At 36.4% G+C, this 26,514-nt stretch carries 20 protein-coding genes and 1 riboswitch; of the genes, 12 read left to right on the plus strand and 8 right to left on the minus strand.

Translation table 11 applies throughout. The features are described from left to right. Positions 1-410: 410 nt before the first annotated feature. Positions 411-1,112, plus strand: a complete 702-nt coding sequence (locus tag GQR44_RS04855; protein ID WP_166369820.1) for a GntR family transcriptional regulator — start codon at positions 411-413, stop codon at positions 1,110-1,112. Between the two features lie 410 nt (positions 1,113-1,522). On the opposite strand, the gene GQR44_RS04860 is transcribed toward GQR44_RS04855, so the two are convergent. The 4 genes from GQR44_RS04860 to GQR44_RS04875 form a co-directional block, all read right to left on the minus strand. Next, positions 1,523-2,422 carry an ROK family protein gene (locus tag GQR44_RS04860; RefSeq protein ID WP_166369822.1) on the minus strand — a complete coding sequence of 300 codons (900 nt, stop codon included), beginning with the start codon at positions 2,420-2,422 and terminating at the stop codon, positions 1,523-1,525. A gap of 126 nt (positions 2,423-2,548) precedes the next feature. Beyond that, entirely contained in the window at positions 2,549-3,928 is a 1,380-nt protein-coding gene (locus GQR44_RS04865; RefSeq protein ID WP_166369824.1) for a glycoside hydrolase family 1 protein, read from the minus strand. Between the two features lie 72 nt (positions 3,929-4,000). After that, positions 4,001-4,366, minus strand: a complete 366-nt coding sequence (locus GQR44_RS04870) for a PTS lactose/cellobiose transporter subunit IIA (RefSeq protein WP_166369826.1) — start codon at positions 4,364-4,366, stop codon at positions 4,001-4,003. A gap of 116 nt (positions 4,367-4,482) precedes the next feature. Continuing rightward, the gene (locus GQR44_RS04875; RefSeq protein ID WP_166369828.1) at positions 4,483-5,793 is read right to left on the minus strand and encodes a PTS transporter subunit EIIC; all 1,311 of its coding nucleotides are present in this window, start codon (positions 5,791-5,793) and stop codon (positions 4,483-4,485) included. Between the two features lie 1,088 nt (positions 5,794-6,881). On the opposite strand from GQR44_RS04875, the gene GQR44_RS04880 reads away from it, so the two are divergent. Continuing rightward, positions 6,882-7,307, plus strand: a complete 426-nt coding sequence (locus GQR44_RS04880) for a hypothetical protein (RefSeq protein ID WP_166369830.1) — start codon at positions 6,882-6,884, stop codon at positions 7,305-7,307. Between the two features lie 373 nt (positions 7,308-7,680). Here GQR44_RS04880 and GQR44_RS04885 read toward each other — a convergent pair whose 3' ends face one another. After that, positions 7,681-9,090, minus strand: a complete 1,410-nt coding sequence (locus tag GQR44_RS04885) for an SLC13 family permease (RefSeq protein WP_346774323.1) — start codon at positions 9,088-9,090, stop codon at positions 7,681-7,683. A 111-nt stretch (positions 9,091-9,201) separates the two neighbouring features. Between GQR44_RS04885 and GQR44_RS04890 the strand changes: the two genes are divergently transcribed. The 3 genes from GQR44_RS04890 (at position 9,202) to GQR44_RS04900 (ending at position 11,544) form a co-directional block, all read left to right on the plus strand. Continuing rightward, a complete protein-coding gene (locus tag GQR44_RS04890) occupies positions 9,202-9,483 on the plus strand; it encodes an AraC family ligand binding domain-containing protein (RefSeq protein ID WP_166369832.1) in 282 nt (93 codons plus the stop codon). Between the two features lie 345 nt (positions 9,484-9,828). Continuing rightward, positions 9,829-10,266, plus strand: a complete 438-nt coding sequence (locus GQR44_RS04895; protein WP_166369834.1) for an AraC family transcriptional regulator — start codon at positions 9,829-9,831, stop codon at positions 10,264-10,266. Between the two features lie 496 nt (positions 10,267-10,762). After that, positions 10,763-10,851: riboswitch (cyclic di-GMP riboswitch) on the plus strand. Between the two features lie 87 nt (positions 10,852-10,938). Beyond that, positions 10,939-11,544, plus strand: a complete 606-nt coding sequence (locus GQR44_RS04900; protein WP_166369836.1) for a hypothetical protein — start codon at positions 10,939-10,941, stop codon at positions 11,542-11,544. A 539-nt stretch (positions 11,545-12,083) separates the two neighbouring features. Here GQR44_RS04900 and GQR44_RS04905 read toward each other — a convergent pair. Further along, a complete protein-coding gene (locus GQR44_RS04905) occupies positions 12,084-13,634 on the minus strand; it encodes a PAS domain-containing methyl-accepting chemotaxis protein (protein ID WP_166369838.1) in 1,551 nt (516 codons plus the stop codon). Positions 13,635-14,530: 896 nt separating this feature from the next. Between GQR44_RS04905 and GQR44_RS04910 the strand changes: the two genes are divergently transcribed. Continuing rightward, complete coding sequence (locus GQR44_RS04910; RefSeq protein WP_166369840.1) at positions 14,531-15,361, plus strand: transglutaminase family protein; 831 nt, start codon at positions 14,531-14,533, stop codon at positions 15,359-15,361. A 406-nt stretch (positions 15,362-15,767) separates the two neighbouring features. On the opposite strand, the gene GQR44_RS04915 is transcribed toward GQR44_RS04910, so the two are convergent. Continuing rightward, a complete protein-coding gene (locus GQR44_RS04915; RefSeq protein ID WP_166369842.1) occupies positions 15,768-17,477 on the minus strand; it encodes a hypothetical protein in 1,710 nt (569 codons plus the stop codon). 399 nt (positions 17,478-17,876) lie between these two features. Between GQR44_RS04915 and GQR44_RS04920 the strand changes: the two genes are divergently transcribed. The 3 genes from GQR44_RS04920 (at position 17,877) to speB (ending at position 22,671) form a co-directional block, all read left to right on the plus strand. Continuing rightward, positions 17,877-19,154 carry a hemolysin family protein gene (locus GQR44_RS04920; RefSeq protein ID WP_166369844.1) on the plus strand — a complete coding sequence of 426 codons (1,278 nt, stop codon included), beginning with the start codon at positions 17,877-17,879 and terminating at the stop codon, positions 19,152-19,154. A gap of 637 nt (positions 19,155-19,791) precedes the next feature. Then, positions 19,792-21,702, plus strand: a complete 1,911-nt coding sequence (speA, locus tag GQR44_RS04925) for a biosynthetic arginine decarboxylase (protein WP_205962964.1) — start codon at positions 19,792-19,794, stop codon at positions 21,700-21,702. Continuing rightward, entirely contained in the window at positions 21,703-22,671 is a 969-nt protein-coding gene (gene speB / locus GQR44_RS04930) for an agmatinase (protein ID WP_166369846.1), read from the plus strand. It begins immediately after the preceding gene. 198 nt (positions 22,672-22,869) lie between these two features. Here speB and GQR44_RS04935 read toward each other — a convergent pair whose 3' ends face one another. Continuing rightward, positions 22,870-23,052 (minus strand): CBS domain-containing protein, encoded by a 183-nt coding sequence (locus GQR44_RS04935; protein WP_166369848.1) that lies wholly within the window; start codon positions 23,050-23,052, stop codon positions 22,870-22,872. 468 nt (positions 23,053-23,520) lie between these two features. Here GQR44_RS04935 and GQR44_RS04940 point away from each other — a divergent pair, with 468 nt between their 5' ends. From GQR44_RS04940 to GQR44_RS04950, 3 genes are all read left to right on the plus strand, one after another. Further along, a complete protein-coding gene (locus tag GQR44_RS04940) occupies positions 23,521-24,624 on the plus strand; it encodes an alkene reductase (RefSeq protein WP_166369850.1) in 1,104 nt (367 codons plus the stop codon). A gap of 280 nt (positions 24,625-24,904) precedes the next feature. Next, positions 24,905-25,753, plus strand: a complete 849-nt coding sequence (locus GQR44_RS04945) for a DMT family transporter (RefSeq protein WP_166369852.1) — start codon at positions 24,905-24,907, stop codon at positions 25,751-25,753. Between the two features lie 112 nt (positions 25,754-25,865). Further along, on the plus strand, positions 25,866-26,489 hold the full coding sequence (locus GQR44_RS04950) for an alpha-ketoglutarate-dependent dioxygenase AlkB (protein WP_166369854.1): 624 nt from the start codon (positions 25,866-25,868) through the stop codon (positions 26,487-26,489). Positions 26,490-26,514: the final 25 nt, after the last annotated feature.

Here is a 26,514-nt window from a genome sequence, read left to right on the forward strand (position 1 = left end):
TTATAAGTTGTGTTTATTATCAGTGTTTTATTATCAGTGTTCTGTTATAAATTTTTCTAACAACACTTTTGTAGAATCTAAACCGGTTAATGTGTATTTTCTTTAGATGTACGACCATTTTATTTTAAAAATTGTATTTTTTCTTAGCCTAAAATAGTTGTTTAGATTTAATAACAGCATACCAATAAAACCATATGGTTTTTATTTTCTTTAACGAAAACAAAGCTTTTATCACAAAACAATATACTTAAAATTTTAATATGAAAGCACTATGTTTATTAACCATATAGTTTTATATAATCAACAGACTGTTATTGGAGAACCGTATATGAAATTTGGTTTAATATGCTCCATAAACTATAAAAAAAGTCTGTTTACAAAATAGAAATAGCACTGATGAAAGGGAATACATGGTTAAATATTTAAAAATATACGAGACAATTAAACAGCGTATTCTAGAAATGGAATATCGATTAAATGAAAAACTCCCCGATGGTGCTTCTTTAGGTAAAGAATTTGATTGCAGTGAACTTACTATTAAAAAAGCCCTAGATATTTTGGTTGCTGACGGTTTAGTGGTAAGAAAACGCGGCTCTGGTTCATTCGTGAAACGTCCACTGAATACAACTACATCGCATTTACATGGAACTAAAGCAAACGCAATCAAACATGGTAAAGAAGTTACCTCTAACAACTTAAAATTTGAAATTGTTCCCGCAGATGAACGTATTGCTGAACGTTTAAATTGTAATAGGGGAGATCTAATTTATCACATCATTCGAGTGCGGATTATTGATAGCTTACCGACTGTTATTGAAGATACTTATATGCCAGTGAATATTTTGAATGGATTAACGATTGAGCATACCCAAGACTCGATTTATAGTTTTATTACCAATCAGCTGAAGCTAAAAATACATAGCTCGACGATGGAAATCAGTATTGTAAAAGCGAATGAAATTGAATCTGAAAACTTAAATGTACCGTTAAATGATAAATTAGTCGCTGTAGAACAAATAGTTTATCTTGATAATGGGGATATTTTTGAATATTCAATCTCAAAACATACTACTGATACATACCATTTCTCCACTAATTTCGTCAGATTATAAGTTTGCAATCTACGTAAAAAATATTAATTTGAACGAATCAGATTACCATTAAATACTATGATCTTTCGAAGTCGAATTACACCTAACTAATTCATAGGGTCTGGATATTAGGTGTTAAGTATTATGTGCTTATTCTAGATATTAGAATAAGCAGCACAAAACTTAACTATCTGAATAAGCAATCAAGTTACTTTATACTCGTTATCGTTCAAGCTAACGACCCAGAGGGCAAAAGATGAAGCAAACATCTTCGTTATTAGAAAGTGTCGATTTAATCCGCTAGATCTTCCTCTTTCTGCCTTGAATCTGTTCACTTCACCGCTTACTGAATTTTACACCTTGAATGGTAACGGGTATATATTGATAAGGATAACTTGATTGCCACGCTTAATATCAAGGTGTGTAGAGCTTTATCCTTGTTGATGTAAAAATGCAGCTCCGCGTACGCCTGACGAATCGCCATAAACATTTTTGAGCACTTGAGTAACTGTATTCTTAGTGAATGTATATTTATTTAATTTAGCATTTACTAACGGATATATTTCATCAATATTAGACATGCCGCCGCCTAAAACAATCACTTCTGGGTCAACAAAATTTACAATATTGGCGCAAACACGTGCGAGCTGGTCACAATATAAATCCAAATGTTTCCTCGCTTCAGTATGGCCTTGAGCATACAACTCCATTATTTGTTTTGAATTTGCGTGAAAATACTTTTCCGAGAAAGTACGTGAAAAACCAGTACCAGAAACAAACGATTCTGTGCAGTTTTTAGAACCGCAATAACAATCAATTTGTTCACCATCAATCTTTGATGAATAACTAGGCAAAGGATTATGCCCAATTTCTCCGCCCAGTTTATTCAAGCCTGTGACTAATTTATTGTGTACAATCACTCCAGAACCACAACCCGTGCCGATAATAATGGCAACACATGAATTCATTGCCTGTTTTGCCGCTCCATCTTTAAACTCAGAAAGCGCCAAACAATCAGCATCATTGGCGATAGCAATCGGTACATTTATTTTTTGTTTTATATCTCCAATAAAATCTTTACCGTTTAGAATGATCACATTAGCGCCTTGCATCAATCCATTTTTATCTATGGAGCCACAACAGCCAAGACCAATAGAATCAATATCACCATACTTTGCAACTTCATTAATAACTGACATGATAGATGATAAAAAACCTTCATAAGTCTCAGTATCAGTATCATATCTATAAGTTATTAAAGTGTCGTATGTTACTGAATCTAAACCTACTCCTTCAATTTTTGTCCCACCAATATCTAAGCCAACTATCATATTATCTACCTAAATTAGTTACCTACGTTATCTACCTAAGTTCTGCACCTAAGTTAACGGGATGAAAAATAGGGGGCTTTTATCTCTATTCGATTAAAACCCACTTCAAAATATAACTTATTAACTTTATTCGAAACCATTGTATTTTGATACTTGGGCAATCCACTCACCCGATTTTTTAATCGTTCGCTTTTGTGTTTTTAGATCTAATGCAATCCAACCATAACGGTTTTTATATGAATTAGCCCATGACCAACAATCGATAAATGTCCACAAATGGTAACCACGACAATTAGCCCCTTCTTCGATAGCTTTATGTAACCAAGTTAAATGATCTTTTACAAACTCAATTCTGTAGTCATCTTGAATTTGGCCATCGATATTGAATTTTTCTTCCCCCTCAACACCCATTCCATTTTCTGCGATAAACCATTCAATATTGTCATATTCATTCTGAATAATTTTAGCAATATCATAAATCCCCTTCTCATAAATCTCCCAACCTCGATGTGGATTCATTTTTCTATTAGGCATCACGTAATCATCAAAGAATAACTCTGGCATAAAGATCGCATCAGCGTGACGAGCATACTTAGGGGCTTGAGCTCGACGCGGGGCATAGAAATTAACACCTAATAGATCGACAATCCCCTGTTTTAATATTGTTGAATCACCTTCCACAGTCTCGGGTAATTGTTTGTGTTCAGTCAGTAATTCAACCAAGCCTGTTGGGTATTGACCTTTAGTTACAGGGTCTAGAAATGAGCGATTAAAAAACCAATCTGCAATTTCAGAAGCTTTCAAGTCAGCAGGATTTTGAGAGCGTGGATAAGAGGGGGTTAAATTCAAAATAATACCAATCTTGCCATCAAATTTTAATTCACGGTAAGCAATCACTGCCTTAGAATGTGCGATTAGGGTGTTATGAGCAACGGTTGCTGCTCGTTTAAAGTCCACTATATTTGGGTAATGAAAGTCATACAGGTAACCGCCTTCAACGGGTACGATAGGTTCATTGAATGTAAACCAATGTTTAACTCTATCGCCAAATAGTTCAAAACAGGTTTTAGCATATACAGCATAGGCTTCTACAACCTCACGAGATTCCCACCCTCCTTTATCTTGCATACACATCGGCATATCAAAATGAAAAAGATTGATAAATGGTTCAATTTCATGCGCAATTAACTCATTAATGACATTATTATAGAAATCAATCGCTTTCGGATTGACTTCACCAGTACCATTTGGAATTAATCGAGACCAACTAATTGAGGTACGAAAAGAGTTATGTCCTAGCTGCTTCATCAATGCAATATCATCTTTCCAATTGTCATAGAATGTTGAAGCATCTGCACAGCCTACGTTATTGTGGAAACGATTTGGTTCTGTTTTAAACCAATGATCCCAAATGCTGGGCGATTTTCCATCCTGTAATGATGCACCTTCTGATTGTGGTGCTGAAGTAGCGGATCCCCACCAAAAATTCTCAGGAAATAATTTCATTTTTTGCCTCTCTGATATTAATTAATTTTCAATTTTTTAATAATCAATTTTTAATAATCAATATTAAACTGCTTAGCTTACGACCATTAATTTCTTCAATTCAGCCATCTCTTGACGGAGTAAAATAATCTCCTCTGCAACTTCTTTAGCTAACACCCCTGTCATAATATGGTCTTGGATGTGAGTCAAAATTAAGGTCATAGGCACCTTTCCTTCTCCTTCGTCAAAACCAATTAATGCAGTTTGCGTTTTGTGTACTTCAGTGAAGGCTAAATTGGCTTGCTTTATGAGTAATGATGCTCGTTCAAAATCACCATCTCGGGCAACCAACATTGCTTCCTTCGCAGCGGACTCGCCCATTGCAGCCTGTGTAAGTAGCGTCATTAGAAAGGTTTCAGAGATGTCTTCGACCGAATTTATTTCAAAAATTTCTGACATGATGTGTAATTCCTGATTAATGAATGTAAAAAGTGAATACTTTTTATTGAGCACCCCAAAAATACTTTAAAGTGCTCTACAGATTTCATCGTCTATTGTTGAAGCATAGACATGCATTATACCGCCGATGCTTTATCTGCTTTTGCGTTAGCAGCTTCTTGTTCTAGTAACTCTTTTTCATGCATTTTGAAGAATGGGTAATAAATGACATAAGCGATACATAGGTTAATCATTACCGTCACAAACGCCATAACAGACCAATTCGTTGCCCACATAGCGCCAATCGGTGCAGGTGCAGTCCAAGGTGGTATAGCAATAATGCGATGCACTAACTCAAACTTGAACATACACCAAGTAAAGATGCCACAAAGCTGCGGAGCCAAAATCCAAGGTATAAAATAAGTTGGATTCATGACAATTGGAGTGCCGAATGAAACGGGTTCATTAATATTAAAAATCCCAGGAATAAGTGACATTTTACCAATCGTTCTCAAATGAATGGCACGTGATCGCAAGAATAAAAGTACTAATGCCATGGTTGCACCAGAGCCGCCGAACATAATGAAAAAATCAAGCAACGGTTGTGCAAAAATTGCAGGTAATTTTGTGCCTTCAACACCCGCTGCCAATGCATCTTGATTAGCAACTAAGTTAGATAACACAAACGGTGCAATGATCCCTCCGGTAATAGCAGAGCCGTGCACACCCGCCCACCATAAAACTTGAGCAATAAAAGAGACTAATAGAAATGCAGCTAACGAGTCCGATGCAGAGATAAGCGGTTTAAATATCTCCATGATAGCTTCTGGAATAATAAAACCAGTTTCTGCATGAATAAAAAGATTGAGAGGATAAATAGTCACCATCACTATCGCAATGGGTATTAACAGGTCAAATGAATCACGTATTTTCTCTGGTACTTGATGAGGTAACTTAATACCCACATTGTATTTATGTAGTAGACGCATCATTTCCGGTACAAATATACCAATGAGAATCGCAGTGAAGATACCCGTTCCTCCCATGAATTGCATTGATAATGCGCCGTCAGAGACTGGAGCTGAAATCATCAAAAATGTTGAGAGTGATAATAAACCGGCCATAAATGGGTTTAGAGTAGAATAAAAACGAGCTAAGTTATAACCTAAACCGGTAACGATCCAAAGCGTCATAATACCCATTGTAAAATTGAATGGGTGTAGAATTTGCTCTCGGTATTCACGGGCAAATGTTGACCAAATATTAGTTGCATTTTCTCCAAAAGGAGGGAAAGCAATAACCAGTAGAAATGAACCAACAATGATAAAAGGGATTGCACCAATAAATGCATCACGAATGGCTTGCACATGTCGCTGTTGCCCGACTCGCCCAGCAACGGGGGCTACTGTACTTTGGAGGAATCCAAAGAATTTATCTTTTATAGTCATTAGCGAATCCTTTTTCTATTTGAATGTAAGTACTAATATTACAATTGGGTATAAGGTTGTTATTTATTGAGCCAAAAAATAAAATATAAATAGCAAGTCATAAACATGAACTTTAAAAGTAAGAATACATATTTAAATTATGTTTTATAGATATTAAGTATATTTTCATGTTCTAATTTTGATAAGCAATATCATTACATTAAAACCATATGGTTTTAAGTGAGTTAATTAAAAAACAATACTTCCATCACAAAACTATATGGTTTTAAATTAAAGTGATAACGTTATTAGGAGGGGTTAAAGTTGGATCTGATAGGGTTAAAAGAAACTTTAATAAGCATATAAAGCATTGAATCATATTCATTAATAATGAATATCTGAGAACTAACACTTAAGTGATAAAAATCAACCACTTAAAGTTTAGTTATTTAAACTCTCTCTTTTTATAGCAACGTAAATGGTCCCCGATAATGTCGATGTTATTTAATTTAATCGGAGGCTCTTATTTTTATGAGTACTCTTAGTCGTCTGCGCTTATCCAGCCATTTTGATACTTATTTACTAGATGTTTTACCCTTGCAGTGACTTTCTTTTGCTTTCCAAAAATAAAAAATTATATCTAAAAATAGCAAAGAAAAAGGCACATCGGTTCGTTCTCTGATCCAAGCTAACTATTCATTTTAAACGTATTTTTTCAGGGTGGCGCTCCATCGCTATTCTTTTTTATTATCAAATTAAGCAATGCGACTTTATATTTTCCCATCTAATCATTTATACATAAAACACCCATATGGTGGTATTTTTTTGATTGTAATATGTTTTTAATGTATTGTGTGCGCGAATTAAATATAGCTTCTTTATTGAATGAAAAGATATTCCATTATTGAGTTAACTTATTGTGTTTATATCCTTTTCTAGATTCGCATAATAAGTGTAATTTCCTATATTTGATTTAAATAACCACATAGAGATTACGCTAAGACTTTGATATTAATTTCAGACATCTCAAAGTGAAAAAACGTAATTTATCTAAATAATATAAACGACTAACAATCGTCTTCGATGATTTAAATTTAAAAGGATAGGTAATGAAATTTGTAAAGGTTGCTGTATTGGCTCTCACTGCTTTAATAATATCTGGGTGTGCAGGTGGATTAAATTCAATGCAAAAAAGGGAATATGCAGCTTTTGAAAATGAAGGTATTTTAATCGAAGAAAAAAAACCAATGGTTGGTGCTGCGTTGGGTCTTTTACCTGGATTTGGTTCTTTCTATGCTAGAGAGCCTGGTTATGGCGTTGTTAATTTATTATTTTGGCCTGCCTCTATCTTGTGGGATCCTGTCAGTGGTTATGATGGTGCTCAATCAATTAACTACGATATGACTAAAACATATTTAAGAAAAGAAAAGGGTAAGGAATTAATTGCTTTAGAAGAACTATTAATTGCTGATCAAATCGATAATAAAACTTATCTTATTGAGAAAAGAAAGATTGAGCAAAAATACGAGTATTAATCGATTTTCGACCCTGTAAATAGTGCTGTTATCTTTTTCAGCTATATTTTGCATTAGTTAAAAATCTCTTAATCTCTTTGCGAGGTAGTAAGCTTAGCCATGCTAAGTTACCTCCTCGCAACTTTATTTCAAAACAGCGTCTAACAACAATGCTTATCAATAATACCTATCAACAATACCTATCAAAAAATCTCTTAACAATTATCCAAAACAGCGTCTAACAACAATACCGATCAATAACACTTAACCCCACAACAGAAACTAATCCTAAATTATATGCTTAGCCATATAGCGTTCACTTCACGACGGTTCTTGTCTTTAAGTGCTTGCCTAGCCAAAAAGTATAAAAGCGATTATTTTCTTTTTCAAAAAATTATAGCCAGCCCAATAGTTGCCACCATAAGTAATCAAGTGGCATTAACACCACTATGGTTAATATCGCTAACGGTATCGTTATTTTTACTAAGCTCGTAAGTGACTCCCTTGATAACTGCATGGCAAGCACTAAAGGAGCTACTTGATAAGGGAATAATACAGTTGAAAAGCCGATAACTTGTGTCATTAATACTGCGGGTAATGAAAGTCCTGTGGCTTGTGCAAAATCAGTGGCCATCGGTGAGAGTACGGTAGGGACACCGGGAACAGTTGTTACTAATCCTGTTAATGTTGAAATAAGTGAAAGCGACATAAAACTAAAAAAGCCGTTTTCCGATGCGCTCGGTAATAAATGAGTAAATGCTTCTCCCATAAACGCACCTACACCTGAAACATTAACCAATGTACCTAAGCCGAGTGCTGCAGCAACAAATACGACGGTACCAAAATCAACTGAACTGTTAAATTTCTTTGTTTCAAGTACACCCCATCGTGGTAATAATAAAACGATAGTCGCAACAAGACCGACCCAAGCTGGGTTCACACCATGTATTGAGTCAGTGATCCAAAACAGTAAGGTGAGTCCGAGAATAATGACAACTTTTCTTTGTAATTTATTGATATGTATATGGTCACTCGGTTCATTTGTATCCTGAGCATGCAGGCTCTTAGTAGGTTTGTCGACAATTGACGCAGGAAACAACTTCAATACTAAGTATATAATTAAGAGTGATTTAACAATTCCTAGTATTGGAAAATGTAATAGTAAATATTCCATATAACCAAAGTGTACATTAAACAGTGTTTCACTGGATCCGACTAAAATCATATTAGGAATATTTGCTGGTAGTACCGCAAAACTAGGCATGTTGCATGAAATTGCTAACGCCGTTGCCACACCTTTACGGCCATTACTTCCTTGAGCAAAGCCCACATGCTCAGCAAGCGCCATCCCCACTGGAATTAATACCACGGCGCGACCAACTGAAGAGGGCATAATAAACCCTAAAATAATGGCACTAAACACTAACCCTGAGATAAGTCGTGGATAGCTAAGTGTTAAATGTGGTGCGATGAATGAAGCACATTTTTTATCTAAAGCTGAGGTGGAAATAGCTGAGCCAATAATAAACCCTGAAATAATCAGCCAAATAGCGGTGGATGAGAATCCTGAAAATAAAGCACTAGGTTCGATTAATTGCAATATCACTGATAAAGCAAAAAACATTAATCCAGTTAAGAAAGGGGGGAGCAATGAAGCACTCCAACAGGTCAGAGTTATTAGTATAACTGCAGCGCTATATGAAAATGAAACGGGATAGTTTGCTAATGGAAACGCCATCATATAGAGAGCGGCAGCAATAGCCGTAAATGCAGCTATGCTTTTAAAATTAAGTGTAGGCGCCACGACAGTGATCCTTGTTATGTTGAAAAATGTTGCAACGAAGACGTTGATGCGTCTATGATATCTGACCTTTGTTGGCGTTTTAAGTGGTTATTATGACAAAAGATATCGCTAATGCGACAATGTTACCTCCGAGCAATGTTGCCTCCGAGCAATGTCGCCTTTATTGTAGACTCGACCAAACCTGTACTTACCCATCAAAGGAGTATGCCAGCAGAAGCTAACATCATGTCCCATGCTCATCCTCGAGGTCAATTATTATGGGCTGAGAAAGGTGTATTGCGAGTGACAGGAGAAGAAAACGTTTGGGTTGTTCCTTCTTCACATGCAATGTGGATCCCTGGTGATATTACCCATCAAGTTAGTAGCGAAACCAATACACGTATTCGTAATTAATACCCGTTACCACTCAATATGCATTATTCAGTCGCTAACTCGGACATCAAGACAAGGCGTAACATGACGACAATGGTTAATCCTTATCGAATGTTACAACGCAGTATTGGTTTTCGAGTTAGCGACCCACAGGGCATGCCGTGAGATAACCATCTTCGTTGTTATAAAGTTTCTATTTAACTCATTATATCTTCAACTTTATGCCTAGAACCTGTTCACCTCACGTCTTGCTGATTTTTGCATCTTGAATGATAACGGGTATGTATCGACCCCAGTTATAAAGTACGGAAGCAAGAACAAACGATAGTGATGGTCGCTATTAGTCCGCTATTACAATAAATAATATTGCGTTTAACTGATACCAAGCAAACATTATCTGAAATACGTAAACAACGATTGGGTTTAGTAGCAATCGATGAATTAGAAGTCTTGCCCGCGGTTAACGCGTGTATACATTCAGGACATGATCCAAGGTTGCAACGTCTAGTTAGCTATATCGTGCTGCACCCTAAGCAGTCGCTCTCATTAGTAGAATTATCTAGGTTAGCTGGCGCAAGTGTAAGAACCATTGAACGACTCTTTAAAACGGAAACTGGTATGACCTTTCGTCAATGGCGAAGCCGGTTTCGATTAATGAATGCATTGGTGCAATTATCTGAAGGTGAAAGTTCAACGGCCGTAGCCTATGAATTAGGGTATAAAAGTGTCAGCAGTTTTATCCAAGCGTTCAAAATACAGTTTGGTTGTACACCGCAAGAATACAATAGACGCCAATTATTGTAGGTTGCTAATAAACTAATCTAACGCATTATCTATTGATACCTGTTAAATGCTGTTTCGTTATTCTTTATGTAAAGTGCTGCTTCATTATTGAGCTACTTAATAGACCACGTAATGGACCATTTAATAGATTACGTAACCAAGGTAATTCGTTACCAAAATTAACATTTTCCTTTTATCCATTTTTCCTGACGTTCAAAAAATAACTTGGTGCTTATTACGCGAATCCAAGGAGTAATTAGGTTGCGATTATTTGAAACAATAGACTGCTACAGATAAGTGTTATATTTTTTTGATTTATTAATAATTAATTTTAATGCGTTGATAAATAATGATATTTACATTTTATTGCTTTATAAAGGATGTTTCGAATTTGTATTAAAATTTAAGCGTGCTATAAATAATTGTCTAATTTAATTTTTATCAATTCGATAAATTAATATCATAAATAATAATCTATTGCGCTAATGCATCTGATTCAGTAATTACAATATTATTAGCTAGAAAAAGGCAACTTAAGGGAAACCTTAATACGCAAAACCACCGGCCTATTGACAATTTATTGTCTACGGTAGCGGAGTTACCGAGGCCATGATACTTCTCATTTATCCTCTTTATTTTTTTCTTCTGTTATATATAAAAATTTCTGAATCATCACTTTTGTTGGAGACAAAAATGATGATTTTAAAAACCACGCTATTTAAAGCGATGTTATGTCTTTTTCCTGTTTTATTAATGGGTTGTGGTTCATCTGGCTCATCAAGTTCAGAGTCAGCTAAAGTATCAGAACAAGCTGATTCAAGTGAAGAATCTGCTGCTAAAGAGTCATTAGATACAATAATCGCCACAGAAGATGATGCAGTAGAAGACTCTACTTCAGAGAACACTCTAGTTGAGGACTCAAGAAGTGAGACTCCTATTCTTAGTGGGTCGATTGATAATGGAGCGATTGTTAATGAATCTATTCTTGAAGAAGAAAGCACACAACAAACGGATACGTCTTCAAATACCGATGATTTACTCAGCACTCCTGAGTCAGAACAAGCGAGTGAAGTCGATTTATATATCACTTGGGGTGATAATTCTGATAATGAAGTAGAATTTATTATCGAGCGCCGTATTCAATCTAATGTTGATTATGGAACTACGTATTATGTTGCTGAAAATACAACATCATATAATGACGAAGGTGTTCAAGTAGGTGAAACTTACTGCTATCGTGTTAGTGCATCAAACAGTATTGGTAAATCGTCATCGTCTGAACAATGTATAGAATTATAATTTCAGTCCAAATCTAAGCCAAACACTCTGTTTGGCTTTGCAAATAAATCACTTTCTTATTCCATATCAAAACCCAGTGCTGGCATCGTACTGATATCAATACTATACGTTTGCGCTGATCATGGTATTTATCGTAGTATTTTATCCTGTTTCGCTTTGCTAAAAGCAATTGATCATTTGCTAAGGCTTAACGTGGCGGGAGCTAACTATGTTGAGCATGGTCTTATTTGAAGTGATTTTTAGATCATGGTGCAAAAGGTAATGCTTTCTCGGTTAGCTCTACACTCTCATTAGTCATTTAAAAGTAACCTATCCCAATTATAAGATTCTAATCTAAACGTAGAGCAAATTGCCTTAGATAAATAAAGTTATTATAATACAATTGGCGCATTCAAATTCTTACCTATTATTAACTATTAATTTTGCCAATTCTGCTGAAATTAAATATATGACTGAAGATGATTTAAATCAATGGGGAAGGCAATACTGACCCCATCCATTGATACTTTTTTATTACCTGCTTATTCAAAGACTGGAAGTTATTTAAAGCGGATCACTAGCTCATGAAGATCGTCAGCCGTTTTACTCAGGTCATTAATAGAAGAGGCTGCATCGCTTGTAATAGTTACATTGTCATCGGTTAAGTCTGAAATACTGACTACTTGGCGATTAATATCTTCAGATACGTGAGTTTGCTGTTCAACAGCTGCGGCGATTTGGATAGACATATCTGAAATTTTACCAACAGAGTCAACAATGCCATTAAGCATTTCCCCACTCTCTAATACCCTTTCTAAACCGTTATTTGCTTCAATGGTGCCTTTTTGTACGTGAGCGACGGCATCGTCTGTTTTTTGGGTTAATAATTCAACGATATTATAAATCTCACTGGTTGAATCTTGTGTATTCTTGGCAAGGTTCCTCACTTCATCGGCAACAACCGCAAAACCTCTGCCTTGTTCGCCTGCTCGAGCGGCTTCAATCGCGGCATTTAATGCAAGTAAATTGGTCTGTTTTGCAATTTTCTCAATCATATTCGTCGCTGTAGCAATTAACTTTGCTTGTTCTGATACGCTAATAACCGATTGACTAATGGTTTGCACCGTTTTTCGTAGTTCATTGATTGAATCACTGGTAACTTTAGCTAGTTGTTTACCTTCTGTAGCAAGCCCAAATGCAGTTTCAGTATATTTTGCCGTATCATTAACTCGTTCAGAGACCTCTGCAATTGTTGATGTTATTTCATTCATTGCAGTTGCAACTTGAGTGGTTTCTGACTGTTGTTGCTCCAGGCTATTTTTAGAGTTTTGCACGAGTGTCGATGATTGATGAGAGCTTGCAGAAACTTTTTTTGCCGCATCTTCAATACGGCTAATAATAGTTGTTAAATGAGCCTGTTGACTAAGAGTTGCCACTTCTAAACTACCCAGCATACCAGTGTTGTTTGTATAGGATTGCACCGCTTGTTCGTGAGAAAAGTTATGTTTTAAACATTGAGACAAATTAGTAATAATGCGTTTTTTTACCGCGCTAACCCAAATACCATATAAAATAGTTGAACAAACAAGAAGGTTAAATGCAACGGGTATTGACCCTGCTATATAACTAATAATAGACAAAATCAACATGACACTTATAAATATAGTTGGCGTTGAAACAGACGCAGGTTTCTTCAGTCCCTTTCCTGCAGTTACTCGTTTATAAAGCTTTTCTGCTCTTTCTACATTCTCCTGTTTAGGGCATGACCGAACAGACTCATAGCCAATAATTACACCATTTTCAGTCACGGGTGTGACATAGGCATCAACCCAATAATATTGCCCATCTTTGCAGCGGTTTTTAACCAAACCCATCCAAGGTTTACCTTGCTTTAGGTGCTCCCACATTACTTCAAATACTGCTGGTGGCATATCAGGGTGTCTGACTAGATTATGCGGTTGGCCAATTAACTCATCACGCGAAAAACCACTTATTTCAACAAAAGCATCGTTACAATAAGTTATATTGCCATCGTTATTTGTTACTGAAATTAACTTGGAATCTGGAGAGAATGTTTTTCGTTGATCGATAACGGGCAGATTTTTACGCATTAAATTTAACCTTGGTTGATATTAAAACTTGGTTGATATTAAAACCCATTAAATACAATAGATTTTTGATAAAAGTAAACTGTAGTGTGTCAAATAAGTTGTAAGGACTTAATACGAAATTAAATCGTTAATTACTGTAAAACCATAGTAAGAGCTCTGATGAATTTGCATGTAAGTAACTCCTACGAGGTATCTTTGAAGATGTTACAGGACTTGTTAACAAAAAAACACCTGATATCTGCCGGTTAATACTTTGTTTCTTATATAGTGATTTAGCCTTGTTTTTTGATAAAAATATTACTCTGTAGATAAATCAATGATGAAAGTAAGCAGTCGGATTTTGCTCTTTTTATTTATATTCATGCACGAAGGTTGGCGCTATTTAAAGCATATTATTTATTCCCTAGTAAGGCGAAGATTACGTAATTTAGTCAAATGTCTGATTTGGTTTTGTTAACAGCCATGCTTTTGCGAAAGTATAACGGGGATGGATATTGCCTAAATTGCTTAAATGAATAAGGTTTTAAACGGAGAAACAGGCGCACTTACAAAATAAAAACGTTATTTTTTAGAACACTTTTAGTTTCTAATGGGTTTAAGTCTAACTGGTTTAATTTTAATTACTTTAACTACTCTAATCGCTTTAATCTTAATTTTTGGCTTATTTATTAAGCTTAATTATTTTCAGGTGTGGCGCATACCCTATAGGAGGTGTTTTTATTTTTTTGTTAAAAATGAAAGGCTTTCATTACTTATTGCGCATATACTCGGTGAGTTAAATCAATTAATGTAGACAGGAGAATTTTGTTTAAATTAGATAAAAGATTCAATGATACAGGGTGGTTTATCTGTATTTATTGGTTGTTATGGCGAACATCCATTAGAGGTTGTCTGTTATGTATTTAGTCAATATATCTTCAGAGCTTATTTATACCGTCGAATCCCCCTCAAGCTTTGTTTTTAACATCGCAGCTGCGAATACTGTGCATCAAAAAACACTACAAGAAAATCTTATTATCTCTCCTTCCATCGACAGTGAATGGTTTCAACTAAATGATTTTGGTTGTCGTGGTTTACGTTTACAAACAGATCCCTGTGAACTTAGCATTCGATATAATGCCAGCGTCGAATTATCACCAGAAATAGAACGCGTATTTTATTTAAATGAAGTAGAACATAAAAGGCTACCCGCTGCCGTTCTGCCTTTTTTAAGTCCGAGTCGTTATTGTGAGTCAGACCGATTAGGGCGCTTTGCTTGGAAAGAGTTTGGTCAGTTAGCCAGTGGTTACTCGCGCGTTCAGGAAATTTGTAACTGGGTCAATACGCATATTGATTATGTTGCGGGCAGTACAGATAGCTCGACAAGTGCCTGTGATGTGCTCATTCAGCGTGCGGGTGTTTGTCGTGATTTTGCACATGTGAGTATTGCGCTATGTCGTGCTTTGGGGATCCCCGCACGCTATGTGTCGGGTTATGCGGTTGGATTAAAGCCGCCAGACTTTCATGGTTTCTTTGAAGTTTATTTGGAAGATCGTTGGTATCTTTTTGATGCAACCCGTATGGCACCCATTAGTGGGTTGGTTAGGGCGGGGATTGGCCTTGATGCAGCGGATGCGTCATTTGCGAATATTGTTGGTCAAGTAACTATGTTGTCAATTAATGTTCAGGCGGATGCTGCAGATCCGTCTTTTTTATATAGTGATGGTGTACCAGTATCGACGGCGTAGTTTAGCTTTTTAGTTATGTTGTTATTTTATTAGGTAGCTATGTAGCTGTGAAGTTTATAGATATGGGGTTAATGTTTGTCTGCGCTCATGCAGTTATTTTAATTATTGTTTGCTTGGTGTTTCGCCCTTGTGGCGAGTGACTTTCTTTTACTTGCCCAAAATAAAAATATAGCTACAAATAGCAAAGAAAAAGGCACACCGATTCGCTTTCTGATCCAAGTAATAAATTCCTTTCTCAACGCATCAGTCCATACGGAATATTCACCGGTCATGTGCTGAATGAACTTAAGCCAAACGTCCTGTTTGGCTTTGTTGAAAAGAATTGATGACTTGAGAAAACTCAACGGTGGGAAGTTGTAGCCGCTGAGTCATGTTTTATTTGAACCTATTGTTCAGCAGTGTGTAATCATAATTTTTCTATTCCTGCTTTAACCGCATTTATTAATAATTGTAAGGTGCCTTTTTTCTGAGAAGGCTGGATTATCTTTATCTCCGGCTCTAATAAATTTAATAGTTCAATTAAAGTGTTTTTTTCATTCCCAAGAAAATCACGTATATTGATTGATTTATACCTGTTGAAAAGAAAATCAGCAAACTCTCCAATATCTCTAATTGACCAGTTGTTAATGACTTTAAACCATTGTTCAGAAGTGTATTTATTAATAAAGTCATCGTGTTGGAATTTATTATATATTTCGATATCTGTCTCTACCCATGATTTTTTAATTTTTTCAAAAAGTGAGTCATTATCCTCTGCTACTTTTTTAATCGTCGATATTTCTTTTTGATTATTAAATTTATCAAGTATTACCTGTGTATAAATTTTCAATGATTGGTGCCTATTTTCTAAAGAAAGTAGGTCAAAATTCTTTTCTTCACATAAATCTGAAATTTGATTAAGAAAAACTATTTTATCTCCTTCTATAAATTCTTGATCTAATAAATAAAGGTAGAAATCACAGCCTTCAAACCATTTCGATATCGGTACCTCAATGTCTTCAAAAATAAATTCTTCTAGTTTTTGTACCGAATCAGAAAACTCAGTTTTTGATAACGTATAACCTCTTGAAAACATCAGCTTGTCGATTGGATCATCTTTAATAGGTAATCTACCTAATTCATTTATTAACGGGGGAAGGTGTGCTTTACCGCTGCAATATTCGATAATTTTTTTTGATGGTACGTTGATCGTTCTATATTTCGTAAACTCATCTTCTTGATTATCTTTTTTTGGATTACTTGGATTAAGTATGACGTCTAATCTAGATTGATCATTTAGGCCTTTAATTATTTCCTCTGAACTTTTTCCCAAACAATAATGTAAATAAGAAATTCGTAGAACGTCTTTAATTATTAATTCCATACTTGGATCAACATCAATAATCTTATCATTGGTTATTATTCTGTGAATATTTGCTAACCTATTGGCAGCGCGTTTTAGTGCCCTTAGATTGCTAAAATTTAGTGTGTTAACTTCTCGTCCAATGATATGTTGGTACTTGTCAAAGTAGACGCAGTTTTGAAATGCAATTGTTAATATTTCTTGATTTGTTATCTGAAAATAGACGCGATCAGAAAAAGACTTTTCAACCATCGCTTTATCAATTTTTGCTTTCTTACCATTCATAACAAAAATAAACTCTAGGTTTTTTTCGTTAATAAGTTGTAGGCATTCACCTACGATAATTTTTTCTAAATCAGCATTATCAACACGTTCTAGATCGTCTAGTATTACTGTGACATCTGCAATTCTATTTAACATCGCATGTTTTACTGCGCCGGTTGAGCCCTTGAGAATAGATGCTACCGTCCCAGCACCTTCACTTGTATGTTTTAATATAGAAAAAGCACTGTCTTTGAGTTTATTTATAAGGCTTGGATCTAAATTTTCCGATAAATAAACTGAAGATATTAATTTATCTCTAAAGTCATCGATATTAGATAATCCAGTTAAAGAAAAGAAAATAACTTTTTTTTCTTTAACTTCGAGAATTGGTATTAATTCATTTTTAATGTAATGGGTTTTACCAACTCCCCATTCGCCATCAAGTATAACCATTGATGGAAATGAGTCGTCCTTAAGTAATGCTAATATTTGTTCAGTTGTTTGCGACATAATTATCTTTAACTTTTTGAGTATTAAAAGAAATTCTATTAATCATTAAATTAAAGTATCAGTACCGTTCAATGGAAGCAATAATAAATAGTATCAAATACAGGGGCAGATCTTCTTAAGCCATAGCTTCATTATTAATAATCATCTCTTAGTAAAGGCTACTGAAACAACCAACTCACAATATTTAACTTCCTAATTACCAAATAGATTCAATTACTTAACCCAACCACGTTGATGGATTTTCATATTTTAAAAAATAACCGTTGTCGAACTTGAAACTCGCTCTATAATGCGGCTAATTTAGCGCTATACCGCCTTCATTGGTTTGTTTAAGCGTGTTGAGAATGTGTTAAATAGTCATCAATTTGGGTGGCTATGGTGTGATGAAAGGGTTGGAAGATGAGTGATGTGTTGAGCATTGTTTTATTAATACTAGCGGGTGCTTTATTTGCTATGTCGGAGATTTCGGTTGCGGCGGCTAGGAAGATTAAGCTGCGTGTGATGGCGGATGAAGGCAGTGCTAAAGCGCTTGATGTGATTGAGCTGCAACAGCAACCCGGTAACTTTTTTGCGATGATGCAAATTGCATTAAATGGTATCTCTATTCTTGGCGGTATTATTGGTGAGCAAGCATTAACTCCTTATATTCGTAAGATGGTCAGTCTGTTTTATCAAGGCCCGTTATTGGGTGAAGTCAGTTTTGTCCTTTCTTTTATTTGCTTAACTTCTTTGTTTATTTTGTTTGCTGATTTATTACCTAAACGGTTGGCTATTATTATGCCGGAAGCGGTGGCTATTCGTATTGTGTCCTTGATGCGCTGGATAACCTTTTTGTTAATGCCGGCGGTGTTTTTGTTTAACGGCCTGACTAATATTATGCTGCGTTTGTTTGGTATTCCTACCGAGCGTACGGAGTTGGTGACAACGGAAGATATTATCGCAATGATGGATGCGGGCGCGGAAGATGGCAGTTTGCAAAAGCAAGAATATCAATTGATTGGTAACGTGTTTGATTTAGAAGTTAGCACCATCGGCAGTGTGATGACTCCGCGTGACCAGATCATCTTTTTTGATTTAGATGATAGTAGCGATGAAATCAGCAAGAAAATTATTGAACAGCCTCATAATGACTTTCTAGTGTGTGATGGTGGCTTGGATAAAATTCGTGGCAGTATTGAATCAAAAGAGATTTTACGCCTAGTGTTAAAAGGGGAGTTGGCACAAATTCACCCGACACAGGTGGATAAAGATTTGTTCTACTTACCTGAAACATTGACGCTTTCTGAAGCATTGAATGCCTTTAAAGTGGCGACTCAACCTTTTGCGGTGATTGTTAATGAATACGCCACTGTAGTAGGTATTGTGACGGTAAAAGATCTGTTGAGCAGCTTTATGGGTGAATTGATCACGCATCAAGATGAAGAGCAAATTGTACAAAGGGATGATTCGTCTTGGTTGATTGAGGGTTTAACGCCAATTAATGAAGTGATGCGTTGCCTGGCGATTGAAGAGTTTCCTGATCGTATTCAATATGAAACGATTGCTGGTTTTATGATTTATACGCTGAAACGTTTACCTAAACGAACCGACCATTTTACCCACCAAGGTTACAAGTTTGAGGTGTTGGATCTGGAAGGTGTTCGTGTTGAACAAATTCTGGTGACTAAGCTTAAGTAACCTCTGTTCTGGATAAGCAAAGCGATACAACACCGTTATTTCCGCGGATTTCTTTGTTAAACACTCTCTCAATAACCAGTTGTTGAGAGATAAAGTAGTTCATTTAACTTGTTTGATAGATACGAGTACATATCTAGAACCACATAACCATCGCCACATAACCACATAACCACATAACCATCACCACACAGCAATCACACAATAAGCGCACAAAATAAATTTTATTATTGTGCGCTTATATCCAGCCCATTCTCTTCTTATTTTACACACTATTTAGCATCACTTTTTTTGTAAGTTTAACCTGTCATTTTTGTGTGTTTATTTTGTATAACGCTTTTTAAATCAATTACTTTTATTTTCTTAAATTGCTTGATTTTTAGTCTATATTGGCGTTTTCAATCAATAAAAATGGTTGAACTAGCTATCTGTTCAATTTTTTTTGTTAAACAACACAAAATTATTATCTAGACGTGATGCCGTTATTACCCAATAATCCGCGGCATAAATTGTGCGATAGCCATTGTTTTTAATTCTATTTAATTCCTGTTAATTAGAAAAATAAAAAGGCGGCCATCGAGCTGTGATTTCAGTTCACTGAGTCATCATTATTCCTACATTATTATTGAGAGATCTAAATTTGCAACATTCAACTGATATGGAACGCATTCGAGCGGAATACAATGTTCGTTATTGGAGCCAAGGTTTTTATGGGATTAACGACCAAGGTGAGGTGTATGTTTCACCGCGCAGTGGCAGTGATCATCAACTTGCATTAAGTGACATTGCAGCGCAATTGGCTGAGCGTAATTTAAGCATGCCTGCTTTAGTGCGTTTCCCACAAATATTACACCAACGTGTACACAATATTTGTGATGCTTTTAACCAAGCAATTCAAGAAGTTGAATACGATAATCGTTACTTATTGGTTTACCCTATTAAAGTTAACCAACAAAAAGAAGTGGTTGATGAAATTTTAGCAAGCCAAGCTGGATTAGAGCATAAGCAACTTGGGCTTGAAGCGGGCAGTAAACCTGAATTATTAGCCGTATTAGCGTTGGCGCATAAAGCCAGTTCAGTGATTGTTTGTAATGGTTACAAAGACAGAGAATATATTCGTTTAGCATTAATTGGTGAAAAACTAGGCCATAAAGTACTGATCGTATTAGAGAAATTATCTGAACTTGATTTAGTGTTAGAAGAAGCTCGTTCGTTAGGCGTTAAACCGCGTATGGGCTTGCGTATTCGTTTAGCTTCTCAAGGCGCAGGTAAATGGCAATCAAGTGGTGGTGAAAAGTCTAAATTTGGTCTTGCTGCTGCTCAAGTATTAACGGTTGTTGAACGCTTAAAAGCAGAAAATCAATTAGATACATTACAACTAGTACATTTTCACCTAGGTTCGCAAATGGCGAATATTCGTGATGTACGTAATGGTGTGAGTGAAGCGGCACGTTTTTATTGTGAATTACGTACGATGGGTGTGCCATTAGATTATTTAGATGTCGGCGGTGGTTTAGCGGTAGATTACGATGGAACACGTAGCCAATCTCATAATTCAATGAATTATAGTTTAGCGGAATATGCACGTAATATTGTGATCACGATTAGTGATATTTGTAATCTTTATGATCAACCTAAACCTGCGATTATTTCTGAGTCTGGTCGTTCATTAACAGCGCATCACGCGGTGTTAATCACCAATGTTATTGGTGCAGAAACTTACAAACCAGAAGTAATTGAAGCACCGGTTGAACCTGGTTCGTTATTACTACAAAACATGTGGAATAACTGGAGCTTATTATCTGGCGGCAGTGATGACCGTGCGTTAATTGAGATTTACAACGATACACAAAGCGACATTGTAGAAGTACATAATCAATTTGCGACGGGTGTATTAAGTTTGCAAGAACGCGCTTGGGGTGAGCAAGTTGCATTACGCATTTACCATGAATTAAGTGCGCAAATGAGTACTAAAAACCGTTTTCATCGTCCTATTTTAGATGATTTAAACGAGCGTTTAGCGGATAAGTTCTTTGTTAACTTTTCACTATTCCAATCAGTACCAGATGCGTGGGGAATTGATCAAGTATTCCCAATTTTACCGCTGTCTAATTTACAGAATGCGGGCGAACGTCGCGCCGTATTATTAGATATCACCTGTGATTCTGATGGTGTGATTGACCAATATGTTGATGGTCAAGGCATTGAAACGACCTTACCGGTACCAGCTTGGTCTGCTGATAAACCTTACTTAATGGGCTTTTTCTTAGTGGGGGCTTATCAAGAGATTTTAGGTGATATGCATAACCTATTTGGCGACACGCACAGCGTCGTGGTTAATGTGGATGAGCAGGGTGGATGGGAAATAGAATCGATTAATGAAGGTGATACGGTTGAAGATGTGATGAAATACGTACACATCGACGTTGAAGCGATTCGTGATAATTACCGTGCATTGGCATCATCGCGTATATCGGTTGAAGAGCAGCAAAGTATTTTAGACGAGTTAGAGCAAGGTTTAGCGGGTTACACTTACTTAGAGGGTTTTTAAATGTCGGCATCCTTTAACGATTTATTCACCAAAGAAGATTACTCATTATATTCTAATGCGATGACGTTTATGCGTCGTCCGTTAGTGAAAAATCCTTTAGCGAAAGAGCCATTGGCAGAAAGTGCGGATGTAGTGGTGTTAGGCGTGCCTTTTGATATGGCGACATCAGGCCGTTCGGGTGCGCGTATGGGCCCAGATGCTGTGCGCCGCGCATCGGTTAATTTATCCTGGGAAAGTAAAAAGTTCCCATGGGAATTTAAACTGTTTGATCATACTAAGGTGATTGATGCCGGTGATTTAGTATTTGATTGTGGTGATGCAGAAGACATGACACAACGCCTTGAAGCTGCAGCGGATCAAATTCTAAGCAGTGGTAAAATGTTGCTGAGCTTAGGGGGCGATCACTTTGTTACGCTTCCTTTGTTACGTGCTTATGCGAAGCATCATGGTGAGATGGCATTAATTCATTTTGATGCGCATACGGACACCTACAATAACGGCAGTCGTTATGACCACGGCACGATGTTTTACCATGCGCCTAAGGAAGGGTTGATTGACCCTAAGTCGTCGGTACAAATTGGTATTCGTACTGAATATAAACAGCAAGGTCATGGCTTTAATGTGATTAATGCAATGCAAGCGAATGATTTATCAGTTGATGAGATTGTGTCTCAAGTTAAACAGATTGTCGGTGACAAACCGGTATATTTAACCTTTGATATTGATTGCTTAGATCCTGCTTTTGCGCCGGGTACGGGTACACCTGTTTGTGGTGGTATTAGCTCCGATAGAGCGTTAAAGATTATTCGAGCTCTGCAGGGGATTAATTTGGTGGGTATGGATGTGGTTGAAGTGTCACCAGCCTACGACCAAAGCGAGATCACTGCGCTTGCTGCTGCAACAATTGCATTAGAGTTATTGTACGTTTGGACAGCTAACAAATTGAACGCGTCTAACGTCACTGCTTAGCATTTGCTTGGTACTTACTTAGCATTACTGCTATTTACTTTCTAATACAGCGTCTATTTACGGCAGGATTTTAAAAAATCCTGTAAATAGACGTTATGCACTTCTAAGTTGAATCTGCCGTTTAATTAACTGATTAATAAACCAACTTAGTAAACTATATTAGCCTGCTAGTCTGCCGAAAAGTCATCTTAAACGTCATTAAAAATTGTTATCTAATAATGCTTTTAATACACGACGGCGAGATATCACACCAACCACTTTATTATTTTTGTTATTGTTTTCGTTGATAACAGGATAAGTTTTTGGTTGAGAACCCACCATCTTTTCAGCTAATGAGAAAATCGTTTGATCTGCTCTAACACTTAATACTTCTTTACGCATAATGGTTACTTGATTTATTGCAAGGGGCTGTACTTCGCTTTGAGCTTATTTTCTCTCATCTTATTTCTTTTCATCTCAAAACAATATTAATACAGATAGGGCTGGGGCAAGCTAGGTTAATGAGGTTAATGAGGTTAATGAGTCGCAGAGCAGTCGTTAATTGAGCTGACATGTATAACGTTTAATTATTATTATGATAATTAATCATAATTTTAATGTATCAATAGGAAGGCGTATATTGCTACCTATCGAAGCGATACTGCGCTTCATAATTAATCATTACGCTTGGCGTTGAAGGTATTTACGCAGCTTGCAGCAAGGTAAATGCAACAGGTAAAAAAGTGACTCGGCACTATTAAAGATGGAATCACTCATATTACTTTTAATAAAGACTCCGATGAATATCAAACAGAATTGATTCAAAGTGAATCTTAATGCCAAGCTGAATAACTTTTAAAGGAAATTATAATGACAGATTTACTCTTTCAACCACTTCAATTAGGCAACATTTCATTAAAAAACCGTATTGTGATGCCACCGATGACACGCTCTCGTGCTACTCAACCGGGGAATGAAGCGAATGAAATAATGGCTGAGTATTATTCACAACGCACTGGTGCAGGGCTTATTGTTAGTGAAGGCACACAAATTTCTGCATTAGGTCAAGGCTACGCTTGGACACCGGGTATCTATAGTGCAGCACAGATCGCAGGTTGGAAAAAAGTAACAGATGCCGTACATGAAAAAGGCGGTGTTATGTTTGCTCAGCTTTGGCATGTTGGTCGAGTATCACACCCAGATAACACGGGTGGTGTTCAACCGATTTCTTCTTCTACTTTAAAAGCTGAAAATGTAAAAGTATTTGTTGATGACGGTGTTGGCGCGCCTGGTTTTGTTGATGTAGTTGAACCTCGTCAAATGACGAAAGCGGATATTAAAGCTGTTATTGAAGAATATCGTCAAGCGGCACTGAATGCTCTTGAAGCGGGATTTGATGGTATTGAACTTCATGCTGCCAATGGTTATTTAATCAATCAATTCATTGATTCAAATGCCAATAATCGTACTGATGAATACGGTGGCAGTATTGAAAATCGTCTGCGTTTTCTGGGTGAAGTGGTTGCTGCAATGGCTGAAGCTATTGGCGCAGAGCGTGTGGGTGTTCGTTTAGCCCCGTTTACGTCATTAAATGGTACGGTTGATGCAACGCCCGTTGAAACTTATAGCGCCGCCGCTGCATTATTGAATACGCATAATGTTGTTTATATTCATATTGCAGAAGTGGATTGGGACGATGCACCTGAAACACCTTTATTATTTAAAGAAAATGTTCGCGCAGCTTATCAAGGTACATTAATTTACGCGGGACGTTATGATGCTGAAAAAGGCGAGCAAGCTATTAAAAGTGGATTGGCTGATATGATTGGTTTTGGACGGCCATTTGTGTCTAACCCCGACTTACCAAATCGTATAAAAAATGGATACCCATTAGCAGCTCATGATCCAGAGTCGTTATTCGGTGGAGCTGAAAAAGGCTTAACGGATTATCCTGAATATAGTCAGCCTGAGTAAGCTAAGCTATCTCTTAAAAAGGTATACCTCAGAAAGCTATACCTTAAAAACTATACTTTAAAAAGCTATACCTTAGAAAGCTATTCCTTAAAAAGCTATACCAGAATAAATCTAAGCATGGTTAATCTGAATGTTGCAAATAAGTTAAGCTAATTCTTGTGACTCAGTTAAACTAGCGTGACTAGTCATTCAGTTTATTAAAAGCAACCTTACGGAACAGTCTGGTTGCTTTTTTGTGTTTATAAAACGTAAAAATAAAACAACTAAAAAGAGAAAACCGATGCGCGGAGAGTTTCATTTATTATTAGCTACATTGCTAGCAGCTGTTGGTTGGATTGCTTCTAAAATAGTGATTGAGTCAGTACCGGGTGACATCTTTTTATCGGTTCGATTTTTGTTCGCGAGTCTTATCTTATTTCCTTTTTGTTACAAAAAAGTATTACGCTTAAACTTCAAACAAGTTATATCAGTGTGTTCCGTTGGCCTTATTTTAGCCGCTTCAATGAAGGTCTGGATATATGCGATGTCTATTACAGCAAGCGTCTCTGAAGGGGCCTTTATCATGAGTTTAGCGATGATTATTGCGCCTTTTACTTCATGGTTGTTTTTTCGTCAACGTCCTAGCAGAGCATTCTGGTTCGCGTTACCTATTGCGATTGCTGGCATGATGTTGATGACACTGTCTAATGGTTGGCAGGTAGAGAAAAGCCAATGGTGTTTTTTACTTGCTTCTGCGTTACTGTCTATGCATTTTGTATTTAATAAAAAGATGTCCAGCAGTGTTAAACCGCTTATCTCTATCTTTATACAGTTATTGACGGTAGGTATTTTTACTGCACTTTTTGCTGTGTTTAGCGAACAAGCTCATTTTGAATTAACCAATTACGTGATAGTTTGGTTCGTTATTTCTGCTGTTGTTGCGACTTCAATCCGTTATTTATTACAAACCATGGGACAACTTTCAATTAAGATCGAAACCGCCGCATTAATCATGATTTTAGAACCCATTTGGACACTGCTCATGAGTATGCTGGTGCTTGGAGAAATACTTGAAACACAAAAGCTGATAGGGGCTGCTATTATATTTTTGTCGTTATTTCTTTATATTAAGCTTTCTAGAAGATACTGAAGTTTTGTAGAGAATAGTGCTGTTTTGTAGGAAATAGTGAAGTATTGTAGAAAATAGCGCAGTTTTGTAAATATTAGCTTAGTGATTAGTTTGCTTTAAAAGAGGAAATAGAATGTACAATCTAGACTTATTTTCAGCGCTAGAAGAGTCGCCGATTAACATTATTAATTACGATGGGATAGTAGAGTACCATGGGCTGTTAATCCCCTTTGACGAAGCGAACTATTTCTTTGATATCTTGCTTAACACCATTCAATGGAAACATGACCAAGCAAATATTTTAGGTGAAGTGATTGTGACTAAGAGGAAGGTCGCTTGGTATGCTAATGAATCTTTTAATTATACTTATTCTAATATGACGAAAGTGGCCTTACCCTGGACGCCTGAACTGCTAGTATTAAAAAAGAGAGTAGAAGAAGCAACGGGGCATCAATTTAATTCTTGTTTATTAAACCTCTATAGTACTGGTGAAGAAGGGATGGCTTGGCATAACGACAGTGAAACTGATTTACAAAAGAATGGGGCAATTGCTTCATTAAGTTTTGGTGCAGAGCGTAAGTTTTCTTTTAAACATAGAGTAAACCAAGATACGAAGTCGATTTTCTTACAACATGGCAGTTTATTAGTCATGAAAGGCGCAACCCAAACTCACTGGTTACATCGATTACCACCGACTAAAAAAGTCACTACAGCACGTATTAATTTGACATTTCGTACCATTGATCAGAACTATTAAATAATAGGCGATTAAATAGCAATCG

Source organism: Psychromonas sp. SA13A, from assembly GCF_011378715.1.
Taxonomy (GTDB): domain Bacteria; phylum Pseudomonadota; class Gammaproteobacteria; order Enterobacterales; family Psychromonadaceae; genus Psychromonas.

What these genes read in the sequence shown, in the direction of transcription:
- GQR44_RS04900 (WP_166369836.1), top strand. Translation starts at nt 10,939, where the DNA reads ATGATGATTTTAAAAACCACGCTATTTAAAGCGATGTTATGTCTTTTT.
- GQR44_RS04875 (WP_166369828.1), bottom strand. Translation starts at nt 5,793, where the DNA reads ATGACTATAAAAGATAAATTCTTTGGATTCCTCCAAAGTACAGTAGCC.
- GQR44_RS04880 (WP_166369830.1), top strand. Translation starts at nt 6,882, where the DNA reads ATGAAATTTGTAAAGGTTGCTGTATTGGCTCTCACTGCTTTAATAATA.
- GQR44_RS04950 (WP_166369854.1), top strand. Translation starts at nt 25,866, where the DNA reads ATGTACAATCTAGACTTATTTTCAGCGCTAGAAGAGTCGCCGATTAAC.
- GQR44_RS04860 (WP_166369822.1), bottom strand. Translation starts at nt 2,422, where the DNA reads ATGATAGTTGGCTTAGATATTGGTGGGACAAAAATTGAAGGAGTAGGT.
- GQR44_RS04890 (WP_166369832.1), top strand. Translation starts at nt 9,202, where the DNA reads ATGCGACAATGTTACCTCCGAGCAATGTTGCCTCCGAGCAATGTCGCC.
- GQR44_RS04865 (WP_166369824.1), bottom strand. Translation starts at nt 3,928, where the DNA reads ATGAAATTATTTCCTGAGAATTTTTGGTGGGGATCCGCTACTTCAGCA.
- GQR44_RS04915 (WP_166369842.1), bottom strand. Translation starts at nt 17,477, where the DNA reads ATGTCGCAAACAACTGAACAAATATTAGCATTACTTAAGGACGACTCA.
- GQR44_RS04945 (WP_166369852.1), top strand. Translation starts at nt 24,905, where the DNA reads ATGCGCGGAGAGTTTCATTTATTATTAGCTACATTGCTAGCAGCTGTT.
- GQR44_RS04920 (WP_166369844.1), top strand. Translation starts at nt 17,877, where the DNA reads ATGAGTGATGTGTTGAGCATTGTTTTATTAATACTAGCGGGTGCTTTA.
- GQR44_RS04910 (WP_166369840.1), top strand. Translation starts at nt 14,531, where the DNA reads ATGTATTTAGTCAATATATCTTCAGAGCTTATTTATACCGTCGAATCC.
- speB (WP_166369846.1), top strand. Translation starts at nt 21,703, where the DNA reads ATGTCGGCATCCTTTAACGATTTATTCACCAAAGAAGATTACTCATTA.
- GQR44_RS04905 (WP_166369838.1), bottom strand. Translation starts at nt 13,634, where the DNA reads ATGCGTAAAAATCTGCCCGTTATCGATCAACGAAAAACATTCTCTCCA.
- GQR44_RS04940 (WP_166369850.1), top strand. Translation starts at nt 23,521, where the DNA reads ATGACAGATTTACTCTTTCAACCACTTCAATTAGGCAACATTTCATTA.
- GQR44_RS04935 (WP_166369848.1), bottom strand. Translation starts at nt 23,052, where the DNA reads ATGCGTAAAGAAGTATTAAGTGTTAGAGCAGATCAAACGATTTTCTCA.
- GQR44_RS04855 (WP_166369820.1), top strand. Translation starts at nt 411, where the DNA reads ATGGTTAAATATTTAAAAATATACGAGACAATTAAACAGCGTATTCTA.
- GQR44_RS04870 (WP_166369826.1), bottom strand. Translation starts at nt 4,366, where the DNA reads ATGTCAGAAATTTTTGAAATAAATTCGGTCGAAGACATCTCTGAAACC.